This window comes from Streptomyces sp. TAA204, from assembly GCF_000424965.1.
Genome location: NZ_AUKW01000010.1, coordinates 155669 through 170733, shown reverse-complemented (window position 1 = coordinate 170733; position 15065 = coordinate 155669). Strand labels below are relative to the sequence as shown.

At 72.7% G+C, this 15065-nt stretch carries 16 protein-coding genes; 5 read left to right on the top strand and 11 right to left on the bottom strand.

The window, feature by feature from the left end; translation table 11 throughout:
• Nucleotides 1-150 precede the first annotated feature (150 nt).
• Entirely contained in the window at nucleotides 151-1248 is a 1098-nt protein-coding gene (locus H343_RS0117085; protein WP_028432155.1) for a lactonase family protein, read from the top strand.
• A gap of 415 nt (nucleotides 1249-1663) precedes the next feature.
• Here H343_RS0117085 and H343_RS0117080 read toward each other — a convergent pair whose 3' ends face one another.
• The 5 genes from H343_RS0117080 to H343_RS31110 form a co-directional block, all read right to left on the bottom strand.
• Nucleotides 1664-2683, bottom strand: a complete 1020-nt coding sequence (locus H343_RS0117080; protein ID WP_199778937.1) for a hypothetical protein — start codon at nucleotides 2681-2683, stop codon at nucleotides 1664-1666.
• Between the two features lie 106 nt (nucleotides 2684-2789).
• A complete protein-coding gene (locus H343_RS0117075; RefSeq protein ID WP_051265440.1) occupies nucleotides 2790-3725 on the bottom strand; it encodes a BadF/BadG/BcrA/BcrD ATPase family protein in 936 nt (311 codons plus the stop codon).
• A gap of 107 nt (nucleotides 3726-3832) precedes the next feature.
• A complete protein-coding gene (locus tag H343_RS0117070; RefSeq protein ID WP_037904050.1) occupies nucleotides 3833-4510 on the bottom strand; it encodes a uracil-DNA glycosylase in 678 nt (225 codons plus the stop codon).
• A gap of 50 nt (nucleotides 4511-4560) precedes the next feature.
• A complete protein-coding gene (locus tag H343_RS0117065) occupies nucleotides 4561-5670 on the bottom strand; it encodes a glycosyl hydrolase (RefSeq protein WP_028432151.1) in 1110 nt (369 codons plus the stop codon).
• A gap of 126 nt (nucleotides 5671-5796) precedes the next feature.
• The gene (locus H343_RS31110; RefSeq protein ID WP_078505774.1) at nucleotides 5797-6483 is read right to left on the bottom strand and encodes a TetR/AcrR family transcriptional regulator; all 687 of its coding nucleotides are present in this window, start codon (nucleotides 6481-6483) and stop codon (nucleotides 5797-5799) included.
• 383 nt (nucleotides 6484-6866) lie between these two features.
• On the opposite strand from H343_RS31110, the gene H343_RS0117055 reads away from it, so the two are divergent.
• Nucleotides 6867-7376: a hypothetical protein gene (locus tag H343_RS0117055; protein ID WP_028432150.1), complete on the top strand. Its 510-nt coding sequence runs from the start codon at nucleotides 6867-6869 to the stop codon at nucleotides 7374-7376.
• A 75-nt stretch (nucleotides 7377-7451) separates the two neighbouring features.
• On the opposite strand, the gene H343_RS0117050 is transcribed toward H343_RS0117055, so the two are convergent.
• The 5 genes from H343_RS0117050 to H343_RS0117030 all read right to left on the bottom strand — a co-directional run bounded on the left by H343_RS0117050 (nucleotide 7452) and on the right by H343_RS0117030 (nucleotide 11018).
• Nucleotides 7452-8147: an HAD family hydrolase gene (locus H343_RS0117050; RefSeq protein ID WP_028432149.1), complete on the bottom strand. Its 696-nt coding sequence runs from the start codon at nucleotides 8145-8147 to the stop codon at nucleotides 7452-7454.
• Nucleotides 8144-8902: a phosphatase PAP2 family protein gene (locus H343_RS31105; protein WP_078505772.1), complete on the bottom strand. Its 759-nt coding sequence runs from the start codon at nucleotides 8900-8902 to the stop codon at nucleotides 8144-8146. The genes H343_RS0117050 and H343_RS31105 overlap by 4 nt, the downstream gene beginning before the upstream one ends.
• 36 nt (nucleotides 8903-8938) lie before the next feature.
• Entirely contained in the window at nucleotides 8939-9874 is a 936-nt protein-coding gene (locus H343_RS0117040; RefSeq protein ID WP_028432148.1) for a M56 family metallopeptidase, read from the bottom strand.
• Nucleotides 9875-9940: 66 nt separating this feature from the next.
• Entirely contained in the window at nucleotides 9941-10540 is a 600-nt protein-coding gene (locus H343_RS0117035; protein ID WP_028432147.1) for a DUF5134 domain-containing protein, read from the bottom strand.
• Nucleotides 10541-10625: 85 nt separating this feature from the next.
• The gene (locus H343_RS0117030) at nucleotides 10626-11018 is read right to left on the bottom strand and encodes a VOC family protein (protein WP_028432146.1); all 393 of its coding nucleotides are present in this window, start codon (nucleotides 11016-11018) and stop codon (nucleotides 10626-10628) included.
• 101 nt (nucleotides 11019-11119) lie between these two features.
• Between H343_RS0117030 and H343_RS0117025 the strand changes: the two genes are divergently transcribed.
• Nucleotides 11120-11683 carry a GNAT family N-acetyltransferase gene (locus H343_RS0117025; protein ID WP_028432145.1) on the top strand — a complete coding sequence of 188 codons (564 nt, stop codon included), beginning with the start codon at nucleotides 11120-11122 and terminating at the stop codon, nucleotides 11681-11683.
• Here H343_RS0117025 and H343_RS0117020 read toward each other — a convergent pair.
• Nucleotides 11655-12338, bottom strand: coding sequence for a glycerophosphodiester phosphodiesterase family protein (locus tag H343_RS0117020; RefSeq protein ID WP_028432144.1), 684 nt, complete (start codon nucleotides 12336-12338; stop codon nucleotides 11655-11657). The genes H343_RS0117025 and H343_RS0117020 overlap by 29 nt on opposite strands.
• A gap of 186 nt (nucleotides 12339-12524) precedes the next feature.
• Between H343_RS0117020 and H343_RS0117015 the strand changes: the two genes are divergently transcribed.
• Both H343_RS0117015 and H343_RS0117010 read left to right on the top strand, forming a co-directional pair.
• Complete coding sequence (locus H343_RS0117015) at nucleotides 12525-13547, top strand: alpha/beta hydrolase fold domain-containing protein (RefSeq protein ID WP_028432143.1); 1023 nt, start codon at nucleotides 12525-12527, stop codon at nucleotides 13545-13547.
• Nucleotides 13548-13627: 80 nt separating this feature from the next.
• Nucleotides 13628-15025 (top strand): DUF6421 family protein, encoded by a 1398-nt coding sequence (locus H343_RS0117010; RefSeq protein ID WP_037904047.1) that lies wholly within the window; start codon nucleotides 13628-13630, stop codon nucleotides 15023-15025.
• Nucleotides 15026-15065 lie beyond the last annotated feature (40 nt).

Here is a 15065-nt window from a genome sequence, read left to right as displayed (position 1 = left end):
CCACCAGGGTGCCAGGACGGCCCGGGGGCCCCTCGCGCGGTGTGATCCACGGCGCCACCCGTCCCCGCAGCCGCTGCTACGGTCCCTTCAAGATCGCTGCAACGTTTACGGTCCGGGTATCAATCCGGCACAGGGGAAAGGGCGCAGGCTGTGAGTGACACGAACGGACAGTGGGCCGACCGGGCGTACATCGGATCGTTCACCTCGGCGGGCGGCCGTGGCATCACCACCGCCTCCGTCGACGGGGCGAGCGGTGCCCTCACGGAACTGCACCACACCGAGACCGCCGTACCGGACACCTCCTTCCTCACGCTCGCGGACGGCCCCGGCGGAAGCGGCACACCCGGCGGGCACCTCTACGCCGTCAGCGAGCGGGACACCGGCGGAGCCGCCGCCTTCACGCTGGAGGACCGGGACAGACCCGTGCTGCTGGGCGATCCCACTCCGGTCAGGGGCGGCGGCCCGACGCATCTGACCATCGCGGCCGGCCACGTCATCACCGCCAACTACGGCTCCGGCAGCATCAGCGCGCTGCCCGTACGCGCCGACGGCACCCTCGGAAGCCGCGCCTCCGTCCACGAACACACGGGCAGCGGCCCCGACAAGGAGCGGCAGAGCGGACCGCACGCACACGCGGTCGTGCCCGACCCGTCCGGCCGCTGGCTGCTGGCGGTGGACCTGGGCACCGACTCGGTGTGGGTCTACGACCTGCGCGACGCCTGTCCGGAGGGTGAGCCGCTGCCGCAGACGGAGGCACTGCTGCGGCCCGGTACCGGACCGCGCCACCTCGCCTTCCACCCCGGCGGTGAACACGCCTACGTCATCAACGAACTGGAGCCGACGGTCACGGTGTGCCACTGGGACGCCGACAGCGGGGCGTTGGAGGCGCTGGGGGAGACACCCACCGTTCCGGGCGTCGCGGGAGGCCCCACGCAGGAGCGCAACCATCCCTCGGCGCTGGTCGTCTCCGCCGACGGCCGGTTCGCCTGGGCCGCGAACCGCGGCCACGACAGCATCGCCGTACTGTCCCTGACGGCCTCGGGCGATGCCATGGAGTTGACGGGGACCGTGCCCTGCGGCGGACACTGGCCGCGCGACCTGGCCCTGCACCCGTCGGGCCGGTGGCTGTACGCCGCCAACGAACGCTCCGGCGATGTCACCTGGTTCGAGATCGACCAGGCCACCGGCACTCCGCACCGCACGGGCAGTCTTCGCGCACCGGCCGCGAGCTGTGTGATCTTCGGCTGACCTCTGACCTCTGACCTCTGACCTCTGACTTCTGACCCCTGACCCCTGACCGACCGGGCAGTGGCGGGTGTGGATACGGGCCCCGCTCCCGGCCCGGCATCCGCGGCGGCATTCCGCCGCACCGCGCCGTACTCCGCGAAAGTCCGCCGCCCTGCGCGGGCGTTGCCTGCCGGAGGCCGGGCTGCTCGGCTCGGGGCCGGGCCCGGCGCTGTCGCCGACCCCTCTCACCGGCCCCTCTCACCGGTCCTGCCGTCCGCGGGGACGTCACGGAAGCGAAGCGGCGGTGCCCCGTCCTGCCCGACGGGCCCCGCCCCAGCGGCGTACCGCCTGCCTCCGCCTCCGCCCGTCCCGCGTCCGTCCGTTCGGCCGTGCGTATCGCCTCACGGCTGGTTCGTCTCCCGGGCGGGAGACGGCCTCAGCGGGCCGCCATGCCCTGCGGCGACTGCTGCTGGGCGATCCCCAGCTTGGCGGCGTACGTGGACGCCACCAGCTTGCCCACCGCCGTATAGGCCCCCAGCGGCTCGGCGACCTGGCAACCGGCTTCCTCCGCCGCCGCATCCAGCAGCCCCTCGGAGACCTCCGGCCCGATGAGGCAGGGAGCGACGGCGAGTTGGGCGGAGCCCGACTCGCGGAGCTGTTCGGCGATGCGCGCCACGCCCCCTTCCTCGTCCAGGCCCGCGGCGAGCACCGGGACGGCCAGACGCGCCGCCAGGAGCATGCCGGTGATCCCGGCCGCCTGCACGGCCTCCTCGCCGCCGACGGTGGCCAGGACGATGCCGTCCGCGGCCGTGGCGACGGTGAAGAGCCGGGCGCGGTCGGCGCGGGCGAGACCCGCCTCGGAGAGCTTGACGTGCACCCCCTCGGCGAGCAGCGGGTGCGGGCCCAGCACATCGGTGAGTTCGGCGCCCGTGCCGCTGGAGAGCACAGCCTGCCGTATCTGGCGCATCCGCGCCGCGTCCGGCCCGGCGAGCAGCGGAATGACCACGGCGACCAGCCGCTCCTCCGCCTGAGACCTCGCCGCCTGAGCCGCGGCCTCCACCTCGGCCGCAGCGGTGGCCGGGGCGGCGCCGTCCCCGTCCGTGCCTTCTTCCGCGGCCGCCGCCTCGACGGCGGCCAGTTCGGCGGCATGGACGGCGGCGGCCCGCTGCTCCTCAGCGGTCTGTGCGAGGACGCCCTCCAGGGTCGGGAAGTCTTCGCCGTCGCCCTCCACATAACCGATCCGCGCGTCCATTCCGGGCAGTTCCGAGCGGGCGATGCTCAGAATCTCCTCGGCGAGGCTGCGGACCGCGCCGGACGGGGTGCCGGGGACGGCGAGGACCAGCGCGGGGGCGTTCTCGGGTGCGACGACAGGTTCGGGCCGGCGGTGCCTTCCGGGCCTGCGCGGACGCGGCATTCGTACTGGCAGGCCGTTGTCCGGGTCAGTGGGGGAGCTCATGCGCCCGCATGTTAACCCCTCGCGGGGCGTCCCTGCTCAGGCGGGGGAGACTGGCAGGAAATGCCCGCTTCGCCCTGGCGTGGATTGCCGGTGTTTGCCGGATTTCTCAACCGAGGGACAGCAGCGCCGAATCCAGCGGCAGCCGCAGCGAACCCGACGCCAGCCGGGCCGCGACGAGCAGTGCGCCATCCAGCGGATCCCCCGCGGGGGCCTGGAAGCGCGCGTGGGGCAGCCGGGCCTCCAACTCCCCTCTCAGCGGCCCCAGAAGCGGCTCGCCGATCCGGAACAGCCCGCCGGTGAGAGCGACCGACGCGCGCTCCTCGCGCGGGCACACGGCCGCAGCCGCCGTGGCGATCTCCTGCGCCGCCGCGCGCAGTACCTCGCGGGCCACGGGGTCCTCCGCGGCGCAGCGAGCGACCTCGGGTGCGAACGACGCCAGCACGGCGGGCCGGTCGGTGCGGGGATAGAGCTGTCCCGGAAGCCCGCTCAACGGCGCGCCGAAGACGGCCTCCGCGCGCTCACGGAGTGCCGCCGATCCGCCTTCCCGCCCGTCGTAGGCGCGCATCGCGGCCTCGAGTCCGGCCCGCCCCATCCAGGCACCGCTCCCGCAGTCGCCCAGGAGATGCCCCCAGCCGTCGGCACGGTGCCAGGACCGCAGATCCGTGCCCATCGCGATGAGTCCCGTGCCGCCGGCGACCACAGCGCCCGGCTGCTCGCCGAGCGCCCCGGCGTACGCGGTCACCGCGTCCGCGGCCAGTGCGACGCGCCTTGCGCCGAACTCCCGCGCGAGAGCCGGGGGGAGCGTGCGTCGCAACTGCCCGCCGAGGGTCGCCATCCCCGCCGCGCCGACGCACACGGCGCTCACGCTCTCCCGCGCCGCCCCTGCGTCGGTGAGCAACTCACGGGCCATGGGGATGAACAGGGACAGCATGTGCGCGGCGTCGATGCCCTCCGGGCCCGTGCGCACCGGTTCGTCCGCGGTGCGCGTGCCCGTCGGCACAGGGTCCGGTGCAGGGCCCGCCGTGGCCAGGGTGACCCGCATGCCCGATCCGCCGGAGTCGGCACCGAGCACCCACGCCCGCTGAGCGTCACCGTCTCCCGGTGCCGGTGCCGGTGCCGGCGGACTGGAGGGCGCCTCCTGCGGGCCGCTCACGGCAGTCGCCAGTCCACCGGGCCGGCCCCCTGCTGGGCGAGCAGATCGTTGACGCGGCTGAAGGGCCGGGAGCCGAAGAAGCCCCGGTCCGCCGACATGGGGGAGGGGTGGGAGGACTCGACCGCCGGGCGGGCGCCCAGCAGGGGACGCAGGTTGCGGGCGTCTCGCCCCCACAGGACCGAGACCATCGGCTGATCCCGTTCGGTCAGGGCCCGGATGGCCTGCTCGGTGACCTCCTCCCAGCCTTTGCCGCGGTGCGCTGCCGGCTTGCGCGGAGCCGTGGTCAGCGCCCTGTTGAGCAGCAGGACACCCTGCTCGGTCCACGGTGTCAGGTCACCGTTGGAGGGCCGGGGCAGCCCCAGGTCGCTGTGCAGCTCGCGGAAGATGTTCTCCAGACTGCCGGGCAGCGGCCGCACATCGGGTGCGACCGAGAACGACAGCCCCACGGCGTGACCGGGGGTGGGATACGGGTCCTGCCCGACGATGAGGACGCGCACCTCGTCGAAGGGCTGCTGGAAGGCACGCAGGACGTTCGCCCCCGAGGGGACGTAGGTTCTGCCCGCCGCGATCTCCGCGCGGAGGAACTCGCCCATGGAGGCGATCTTTTCAGCGACCGGCTCCAGCGCCTTGGCCCAGCCCGGTTCGACGATCTCGTTCAACGGTCGTGCAGCCACGGGCGGTTACTCTACTGGCTCCGTGACACTCCTCCGGCTCCGCCGGGTGCTCAGCCGATCACCGCCGCCCGTACGCACAGCACGTCCGGCAGATGACCGGCCAGCTGCTGCCAGGTCTCCCCTTCGTCCGCGCTGGCGAAGAGCTCACCGTTGCGGTTGCCGAAGTAGACGCCCGCCGTCTCGGCGTCGTCCGCGCACATGGCGTCCCGCAGCACCGGGCCGTAGTGCGCGTCATGGGGGAGGCCCGCGCCCAGTTCCTGCCAGCTCGCCCCGGCGTCATCCGTACGGTGGACACGGCAGCGGCGCCCCGCGGGAACCCGGTCGGAGTCGGCGTTGAGCGGGAAGACGTACGCGGTGCCCCCGCGGTGCGGGTGGGCGACCACGGGGAAGCCGAAGTCCGAGGGCAGGGTGCCGCCGATGGAGGTCCAGCTCGTGCCCGCGTCGTCGCTTCGGTAGACCCCCCAGTGGTTCTGGAGGTAGAGCCGGTCGGGGTCGGCCGCGTCGCGGTCGACCTTGTGCACGCACTGTCCGTATTCCGGGAAGCGCTGGCTCTCCGGCAGGAACACCGCCTCCACGCCGCGGTTGCACGGCTCCCAGCTCTTGCCGCCGTCGGCCGTGCGGTACGCGCCGCCGGTGGAGACCGCGACGGTGACCCTGCGGGAGTCCCGAGGGTCGACCAGGACGGTGTGCAGGCCCAGACCGCCGCCGCCCGGCACCCAGTCCCTGCGTGTGGGGTGCTCCCACAGGCCCCGCACCAGCTCGAAGCTTCCGCCGCCGTCCTCCGAGCGGAAGAGCGCGCCCGGCTCCGTGCCGGCGTAGACCACGTCGGGCTCGTCCGCGCCGCCCGGATTCAGCTGCCAGACGCGTTCCAGCGAACTCCCGGTGTCCTGCGGGAACTTCACCGGGGGCTGCGACGGCTCCGTCCAGGTGGCGCCCAGGTCGTCGGAGTGGAAGACCGACGGGCCCCAGTGGGCGCTGTCACCGCCGACGAGCAGTCTCGGCCCGGACGCGCGCCGGGTGTCGAGTGCGACGGAGTAGACGGCCTGTGCGTTGAAGTGGGGGCCGTCGAACTCCCAGCCCGCCGACCGCCGTGCGTCCACCGCCCTGCGGGCCAGGAACAGACCCTTCCTGGTGCCTACCGCGAGCAGTACATCTGTCATGTCGATCCTGCCTTCCAGACGCCGTTGTCCGAGGTCGGGATCAGTCTGCACCCGGCCACTGACAATGGCTCCCCGGCGGACGAGGGCAGGCAGGAGCGTGTCCTGTGCCGCCGCGCCCAGGCGCCCCTACGCGTTCCCCGCGGCGCCGGCCTGCCTGCGCGGTTCGGCGGGCTGCCTGCCATGGGGCAGGCGCACGGACGCGACCGTCTGCTCGCCGGGAGGGCTGCCGAGCTCCCACTCCAGTCCGTACCTGGCGAAGAGTTCGGCACGCAGCCGGGACACCGGCATCGGCGCTCCGGGAATCAGCACCGCCACCACGCTGCCCATGAGCAGCGCTCGCAGCAGCGGATAGTCGGTGTGCGGGTCCGCGGAGCCGTACCGCTGGACCGTCTCCAGCAGCAGCGTCGCCAGCCGCTGCTGCTCGGGGCACTGGACGAACCCCTCCTGCTGGAGGATTCCGGCCATGTGCGCCCTCATCAGCACCGGACGGTCCACGGCAAGCCCGAGGATCGCGTCGATGGCGCGGGCGAGCGACTCACTGCCCGCCTCGGGGCCCTCCGGGACGGGGGCGCGCTCCAGCGCTTCCTGCAGTGTGAGGTGCATCAGCCGGTGCACTGCCGACTGGAACAGCTGCCGCTTGCCCGGGAAGTAGTACGAGATCAGACCGCGTGCCGACCTGGCCCGCTCCGCGATGTCGCCGAGCGTGGTCGCCTCGAAGCCGCGTTCGCCGACCAGGTCGACGGTCGCCTGCAGCAACCGTTCACGCGAGCGTCGGCGCAATTCTTCATTGACCGAAGCGCTCCGAGGGGACATCCTGTACTCCTGTGTTGACTGGCTCCCAGCCAATATACTCAGGATGACTTCGGACGCGCGTCCCGCCCGGGACGCCTCCGGTTCGACCACCGGTATTGGGCGACGCGGGGGATCGCCCAATACCGGTTCGCTTCGGGTGGCCCTGCGGCTGTGCCGGCAGGAGCGGGCCCGGCACCTGCCCGCGGGGCCCGTCCGGCCGGCACGCGCTCGCCGCGCGCCGGCCACCGGGGGCCGTGAACCGCCCCTGCGTCACCCGTTGTTACGCGCCGCGGACGTCCGTAGAATGCTGAACCGGATCCCGTGGGCGGGCAGCAGGCCGGGAACAGCCCCTCCACCCGCGGAGGTACGGCAAGGCAGTGCCAGCCGGCTCACAAGGAGAGCGCATGCCGTTAGCGGTGGTCTCGCTCATCTGGGACGCGGAGAAGTCCTCAGGCTCGCAGCGTGTGACGTACGACGAAGACGGCTACCACCTCGTCCGGTTCCCCTACGAAGGGGAGTCCTACGACCCGTGGAAGATGCACGACCCCGCCAACGGCGGCGGTGACTCGGAGGATTTCCCCCACCCCACCTCAGGGCTCGTCTACCCCAGCCACGACGGCTGGGGCCTTCTCTCCGCGATGGTCCACTGGGAGAAGGACGGCGAGCCGCACGAATACCGCGCGCGCTTCGTGCGCAACCCGCTGGCCGAGGAGTACGACTCGACGGCCACGACCGACTGGGCGGAGACGGGAGGCGGCCAGTACAAGTCCTTCCTGTGGCAGTTCTTCGTCTACAAGGACGTCCCGCTCGGCCTGAAGGTCTCCGCACGCGGCAAGGGCGACACGAAGCTCGGCACGCCTCTCATGCACGCCCAGTTCAAGCTCGCCATCCACACGGACGTGGCCGAACCCTAGGGGCCACCAGGGCGGACCTGGACGTGGGCCGGGGCCGCAGAGGGGCGGTGCTCCGTGCCCACCCCGCCACCCCGCTCACCCCGCGAGTCCCAGGACCGGCAGCAGTCCCTCCGGGCGTTCGCCGGGCGGCAGATGGTGCACCAGATGCACCGCACAGCCGATCCGGGCCGCTCCCGCGTCCGCGTGTTCGTCGTCGCCGACCATCAGCACCTCCTGCGGCTCCAGGCCCAGTGCCGCGCACCCCGCCCGGAACAGGCCGGGGTCGGGCTTGTGCACGCCGTGCTCGAAGGAGAGCACGTACTCCCGCACCAACGGGGCGAGCCCGTGTTCGCGGAAGACGGGACGCAGATCCCAGCCGATGTTGCTCACCACGGCGACGGGCACCTCCATCTGCCGCAGCGCGCCGAGCACCTCGGCGGTGTCGGGGTAGGGCTGCCACGCCTCGGGCTTCATGTGCCGCTCGTACAGGGCGTCGTAGAGGCCGGGGTGCGGCAGCGGGACCTGCCGCGCGAGCCCGGTGTAGGCGGCCCGGTGCCTGCCGGGGTGCACGTCGCGCTCCTCCCACGCCCGCCGCAGCTCAGGAGGGACGGAGGAGGGTGACGCACCGCCCGGCAGCGCACCGGCCGACTCCAGCTCCCTCGCCAGCGCCGCGCTCTGCCGAGGCGGCATGCCGATGCCCGCCTCGGCCAGTACGGCGCGCAGCCACCGCACCGCCGGCTCCACGCGCAGCAGCGTTCCGGAGAAGTCGAAGAGGACGCCCCTGACCGTCATGTGTGCCTCTCCCCGTCCCTGCCTCTGTACCCGTCGCCGCTGTCGTCGCTGTCAGTGCCGGCAGGCAGGGTGAAACCGTGCACGTGCGTGTTCCACAGCGCCGCGGTCGCGGCGGCCAGCGCGATACCCAGCAGCGCTCCCACGAGCGTGTCCGTCAGCCAGTGCACACCGAGCACGATCCGGGTGACGCACACACCGGCCACCGACACGCAGGCCATGGCGAGGACAGCTCCCCGCACCGGCGGCGCCGCCCCCGTCCGCCCCACCAGCCACACCACGAGGGCGCAGGTGAAGGCGGCCGTCATCGCGTGCCCCGACGGCATCGCGGCGAAATGCGCGGTGTCGACCGGCACCTGCCACTGGGGACGCTCCCGGCCGACCAGCGCCTTGAGGCCCTGCTGCACACCGGTGCAGACGGCCGACGCGGCCACGCACCACACGGCGAGTGTTCTCTCTGCGCGCCGCCACAGCCACACGGCCGCCGCGGCGGTCAGCAGCCTCATGGTGACCGGGTCCCACACCCAGTCCGTGAGCACACGGTTGGCATGTGTCCATCCGGGATGCTGGAGGGCTCCCGCGTGCAGCCGGTCCGCGACGTCGCCGTCCACGCCCAGCAGGGGCCGCCAGCCCAGCGCCACGAGCACCAGGAGCGTGAGCGCCGCCCCGCCCAGCGCGAGCGCGGTCCACATCCACGGGGCGGCGGACGTGCCGGAGGCGTAGGAGTCCTGGGTGGGGGCGTCGGCCTGTCCGTACATGGTCCGATCCTCACCCACCGCGAACGCCCGCGGCCATCAGAGCGCGGAAAGTCCCGGTACGAAAGCGACCAGCAGCGGCACCACGGGGACGAGGGCCGCCCCCGCTGTCATCCGCAGCCGCCGTGCGACGGGCAGCCGCGGCGGCGCCGTCAGCAGCCGGTGGACCCGGTGCGGCACTTGAGCCAGGGGCGTGGGGCACGGCCCGAACACCCCGCTGTGCTCGTTGAGTTCCACCAGCGCCAGTGCGATCGTCAGCCGTCCGAACCGTCGGGAGGCGGTGTCGTCCGCCGCCATCTCCACCAGGGCGTGCACCTGGTCCCGGAAGGCGGCGAAGACAGGTACACGGGGGAATCCCGCCGCCAGCGCGGACGAGCAGTGCAGCAGCCAGTCGTGCCGGGCTCGCGCGTGTCCCTGTTCGTGCTCCAGCACCGCGTCCAGCTGCCGGCCCTTCAGCCTGCGCAGCGCGGCTGTCGTGACGACGAGTTGGGGCGCGCTGCCGGGCAGCCACCACGCGTCCGGCTTCTGGCCCTCCAGCACGACGAGACGGTCGCCCTCACCGGCCTCCTCGCCGGGCAGCCGGGGGGCCCGCTCACGCAGTTCGGCGCGGCGCCTGCGGCGCCTGACCCGGGCCTCGTGCACCTCGCGCAGCAGCATCGCGCCCGTCCACGCCCCGCCGCAGGCCAGTACCACGGCCAGAGCTCCGGCCCACGGCCCGTACGAACCCAGCCCGTACGCCGCCTCGACCCCGCTCGGTGCCGGCGCGAAGACGTGCCCCCGCACGACCTGCCAGGCGGCCGCGGCCGAGAGTGCCATGGCCAGCACGCAGCACAGCAGCACGGCGGCGATCACGCACTGCCACACCCACAGCCCGAGCACCGGCTCGCGCTCCGGCCAGGTGGATCGGGCCAGCACGCGGGGTGCCACGACGGCGGCCAGTCCGGCCATGACGAGCAATGCCAGCGGGACCATCATGAGTGACACACTATGAGCCGTCTGCTGCACGGTGGTACGGCGGTGTCCCCGGAAGTGACCGATGCCTCACAGCATCAGCAGCATCGCCAGCATGCCGGTGCCCATCGCCAGGCGGCACGCCGTGATCACCGGGGGCATGTCCCGTACCGCGCACGCACCCCCCGCCGCGCCCCCGTCCACGGCGAGGGCGGTGGTCGCCTCCGCGGGCACAGGCAGCAGCCGCAGCCCCGACCGCAGGACGTAGGCGGCGAAGTACGCGAGCAGCACACCGGTCAGTACCGGCACACCCGCCCCTGTGCCCGCGTGGCCGTGGCCGGCCGCGGCGCCCCCGTGCGCGGCCTGCATCGCCACCGCCATGTAGACCATCGCCAGGGCGCCCACAAGATGGTGGAGCCGGTGGCCGGCGGCCCGCCGCTCCCGGCGCAGCAGCGTCAGCTCCCAGGCGGCCAGGGCCCCGAAGAGCACGGTGAAGGCGAGCGGGGGTACGGCCACGGGCGCGCTGCCGGACAGCGCCATCGCCGCCATCGAGATCCCCATCAGGGCCTCGCCACAGGCGGCGCGCCGCTGTATCCCCCCGGCCGCCCCCCACGCCCGCAGCAGACACGCGCCGCTGGTGACCACACAGAGCGCCGACAGCACCCAGCCGACTGTCGCCGTGCCGTGCATCACCGACCTCCCCGCTCGCCCCCGGGGGAAGGCTGCCCGGCCGCGCGCCCGCACACGGGAGCGCACGGGCGCAGCGGGGGAGCGCTCAGATTCCCGGCCGGTAGCGCATGGGGTGGTCCTCGGGGACCTCGACGACGCAGATGCGCACCCCGTCCGGGTCGGCGATCCACATCTCCACCAGCCCCCACGGTTCCTTCACCGGGGGACGGAGCACATCGGCCCCGGCGGCGGTCAGTTCGCTGTGCGCCGCCCCGGCGTCCGGTACCTGCAGCCACAGCTGCAGGCCGGGCGCGGGAGGGTTCCCGGACCGTCCGGAGACCTCCAGGAAGCCGCCGCCGAGAAAGTAGACCGTGCCCCGCTCGGCGCCGGTGCCGAACTCACGGTGGACCGCGAGCCCCAGCACCTGGCCGTAGAAGGCCCGTGTCCGTTCGGGGTCGGTCGGACGCAGCAGAACGCGGCTGCTCAGTACGTGCACCATGCCGGGCGACTCTATTCCCACCGCACGCGGATCACCGGGTGCGCGTCCCCGGGGCGCCGCGGCCGGTCTGCCTCTGCGGCGGTGCCTTAAGGTCGGTCGGCATGGAGAACGTCAAGGAGTCCGGACCCGGCGAGCTGACCTTCCGCGAGGCTGCCGAGGACGACATCCCCTTGCTTGTGGCCCTGCTGGAGTCCGCCTACCGCGGTGAGGCCAGCAGGGCCGGCTGGACCACCGAAGCGGGCCTCCTGGACGGGCAGCGCACCGACCCGGACGGCGTCGCGGCCGTGCTCGCGAGCGCCGACAGCATGATGCTGGCCGTCGAGCGGGACGGTGGGCTGGTGGCCTGCTGCCAGCTCGAACGGCGGGCAGGGCACGTCTACTTCGGGATGTTCGCCGTCCGCCCCGTGCTGCAGGGCGCGGGAGTGGGCAGGCTGGTGCTGGCGGAGGCGGAGCGCAGGGCCGTGACGGAATGGGGCGCCGGGCAGATGCAGATGACGGTGATCCGGCAGCGGGAGGACCTGATCGCCTGGTACGAGCGCCGCGGATACCTGCGCACAGGGGAGCTGAGTCCCTTCCCCTACGGCGACGAGCGCTTCGGCATCCCGCGCCGCGACGACCTCGCCTTCGAACTGCTGGTCAAACGGCTCGGCCGGCAGCCCTCTTGATCTCCGGCATGTCGGTCACGACGCCGTCGAGCCCCAACTCGCGTGCGCGGGCCAGTTCCTCGGCGGTGTTCACGGTCCAGCTGATGACCTCGATGCCCTCGGCGTGGCAGCGTTCGACGGTCTCCGCCTCCAGATGCCGCAGTTCGCAGGAGACCATCACGGCTCCCAACTCCCGTGCCCGTTCGGGTGCGGTGGGGGTGGAGCGGCCGGTGACGAGCACCAGCGGCATCTCCGGCAGGTGGGCACGGGTCTCGCGGAGCGCGTCGTCGTGGAAGGAGATGACGGTCACGCGGTCGTGCAGCTCCAGCTCGCCGATCACTCCGGCCAGTACCCGGGCGGCGGCGCGGTCCTTGATCTCGGCCTGGAGCGGCGCCCGTACGGCCTCGACGACCTCTTGGAAGACGGGGACGCGCTCGCCGAGTCCCGCGTCCAGCTCGCGCAGTTCGGCCAGTGTGAAGTCGCCGATGGCGCCGGAGGAGTCGGTGGTGCGTGAGACGTCGGCGTCGTGCATGACCACCAGCGCCCCGTCCTTGCTCAGGTGCAGGTCCAGTTCGATCACGTCGAACCCTTCGCGCTCGGCGCGGACGAAGGACCGCAGGGTGTTCTCGGGCTCCACGCCCATCACTCCGCGGTGGCCGACGGTGAGCAGTGACACGGCGGGCTCTCGCTTTCCTGGGGCGTGGACGCACGGGGCGGCGTGCGCCGCGGACAGACTATCGGCCCGCGCGTGGCGTTCCCCCCGGCCGCGGGCCACGTGCGCAGGCACCGCGCGGGGCACCGCTGTGAGGACCTGACCCGGGCGCGTGAGGGCGCCCCGACCGAGACACGAAGGAGCACACAGGTGACCGAGACCGCCTCCCAGGGCCCCGACCGCCTCGACCCCGCGGCACGTCCGCTGATGGAGACCATGGCGGCCCTCTTCCCCGACGTCGGAGGCGCCGTCACCGACCCCGCCGAGGCCCGCCGGCACCTGGCCCGCTCGATTCCCGCTCCCATACGCGAGCCCGCCGTGGGGGAGGTCACGGACGTGAGGATTCCCGGACCGCCGGGAGCCCCCGAGCTTCCGCTGCGGATCTACCGTCCCCCTTACGGCGGGCCGGCGGGTGAGCGGGAGAGGCCGCTGCCGACCGTCGTGTTCCTCCACGGGGGCGGCTGGGTGCTGTGCAGCGTCGACAGCCACGACGCGATGGTGCGGTCGATGTGTCTCGCCTCGGGCGCGGTGGTGGTCTCCGTCGACTACAGGCTCGCGCCGGAGGCCCGCTTCCCCGGGGCTGCCGAGGACGCGTACGCGGCAGTGCTCTGGGCGGCGGAGCACATCGCGGAGCTGGGCGGCGATCCCGGGGCGCTGGTGGTCTGCGGAGACAGCGCGGGCGGGAACCTGGCCGCCGTGTGCGCACTGATGGCGCGTGACCGCGGCGGGCCGCGCATCGCGCACCAGTCGCTGATCTATCCCTCCACCGACCCCTCCGCCCGGACCGACTCCCGCAGGATCAACGCGCAGGGCTATTACCTCACCGACCATGCGATGCGCTGGTTCGGCGAGCAGTACTTCGGTCCGGGCGGCGACCTCACGCACCCCTACGCGGCCCCGCTGCGCGCCGAGCTGTCGGGGCTGCCCCCCGCGCACGTCGTCACGGCGGGCTGCGACCCGCTGTGCGACGAGGGGCGTGCGTACGCGGCGAAGCTGGCGCGGGCGGGTGTGCCGGTGAGCGAGGCGCACTTCCCGGGGATGTTCCACGGGTTCCTCGGTCTCGGCGGACTGCTGCCGGACGCCCTGGAGGCCATGACAGGACTGGGCGAAGTCATTGCCGCAACCGCCTCTGACAGGAAGATCGCCGGTGGAAGTGGGGTGTCTGACGGATAATTTCCTGCCTCTCCGCTTGAGAGCGTGACCCGGCCCGGCTACGGTTTGAAGACGCCAGGTTCTTCTGTGGAGGGGTAGTCATGACGGAAATTCTTTCGTCCCGGGCCGTGGACACCGGGGGTACGTCCGCTGAGCGCGTGATCGAACACCCTGCGTGGCCCGTACTGAAGGACGCTGTGGAGGCCATCCGTCCGGCCCAGTCCAAGGACGGTTCGGTCGACTTCGCGGCACAGGACGCGCCCACCCGCGACGCCGTGGAGGCCGAGGTGGAGAAGGTCTGCTCCGCCGTGGGCGAGATCGCCCCGCTGCTGCCGCACGACGCCGCCTACCTCGAGGCCCTCGTCGCCGATCTGCGCCGCTGGGCGCGGGACGGATTCGGCGTCCCCGACTTCCTCGACTCCCTGCTCGCCTTCCAGCCCGCCCACGACCGTAGGCACGGCCTGCAGCACCTGGTCGTCTTCCCCATGTACACCCAGAACGGCAATCCCGACCGCAACCTGGAAGCCGTCGTCCTGCGCATGGTCTGGCCCGACTGGCTCGCCGAGCTGGAGCGCACCCGCTACGACAACCCCCTCTTCTGCGGCATCACCTTCGAGGACTTCACCGCCGGCTACGACACCAACTCCGCGGTGCTCTTCCCCGAGACCGTCGCCGTTCGTGAGGCGCCCCCGCGCTTCTCCTGGGGCGGCATCTTCTGCGACCGCGAGGCAGCCCGCTTCCGCCGCGTCGTCGACGCCGCCTGCGAGGTCACCAGCCTGGAACTCCCCGACGCCGCCCGCGAACTCGTCGCCGACCAGGCGCGCTGCCAGCACACCTTCGTGCTGTGGGACATGATCCACGACCGCACCCACAGCCACGGCGACCTGCCCTTCGACCCCTTCATGATCAAGCAGCGGCAGCCGTTCTGGATGTACGGGCTGGAGGAGCTGCGCTGCGACCTGACCGCCTTCCACGAGGGCGTACGACTCGAGGCCGACGGTTACCAGCAGGGACGTGACGTGCAGTTCGCGGTGCTGCTGGACCGCCTCTTCCGCTTCCCGGTCACCGGGGAGCGCAACCGCAACTACGACGGCCTGGGCGGTCAGCTCCTCTTCGCCTACCTCCACCAGCACGACGCGCTGCTGTGGAGGGACAACAAGCTCTCCATCGACTGGGAGCACGCCCGCCGGGTGACGGTCCGGCTGCGTGAGGAGATCGAGACCCTCTACCGGGCGGGCATCGACCGTCCCAAGATCGTGCACTGGTTCAAGGCGTACGAGCTGGTCTCCTCCTACCTCTCCCCGCACCCCGGCTCGACGTGGGCCAAGGGGCCCGAGGCGCTCGACCTGAGCCTGCCGCCCCGCAAGCTCGTGGACGATGTGCTTCCGGATGAGTTTCCGCTGAGCATGTTCTACGAGGCGCTCGCTAAGAAGCTCCGTTCCGTGATCGCATCGACCAAGGGCATCACCGCGGACACCCCGGTCCTCGCCGCCGCCTGAGCGGCGGACGCGGAGGGCCGCGGACGGCCGCGGACGGAGA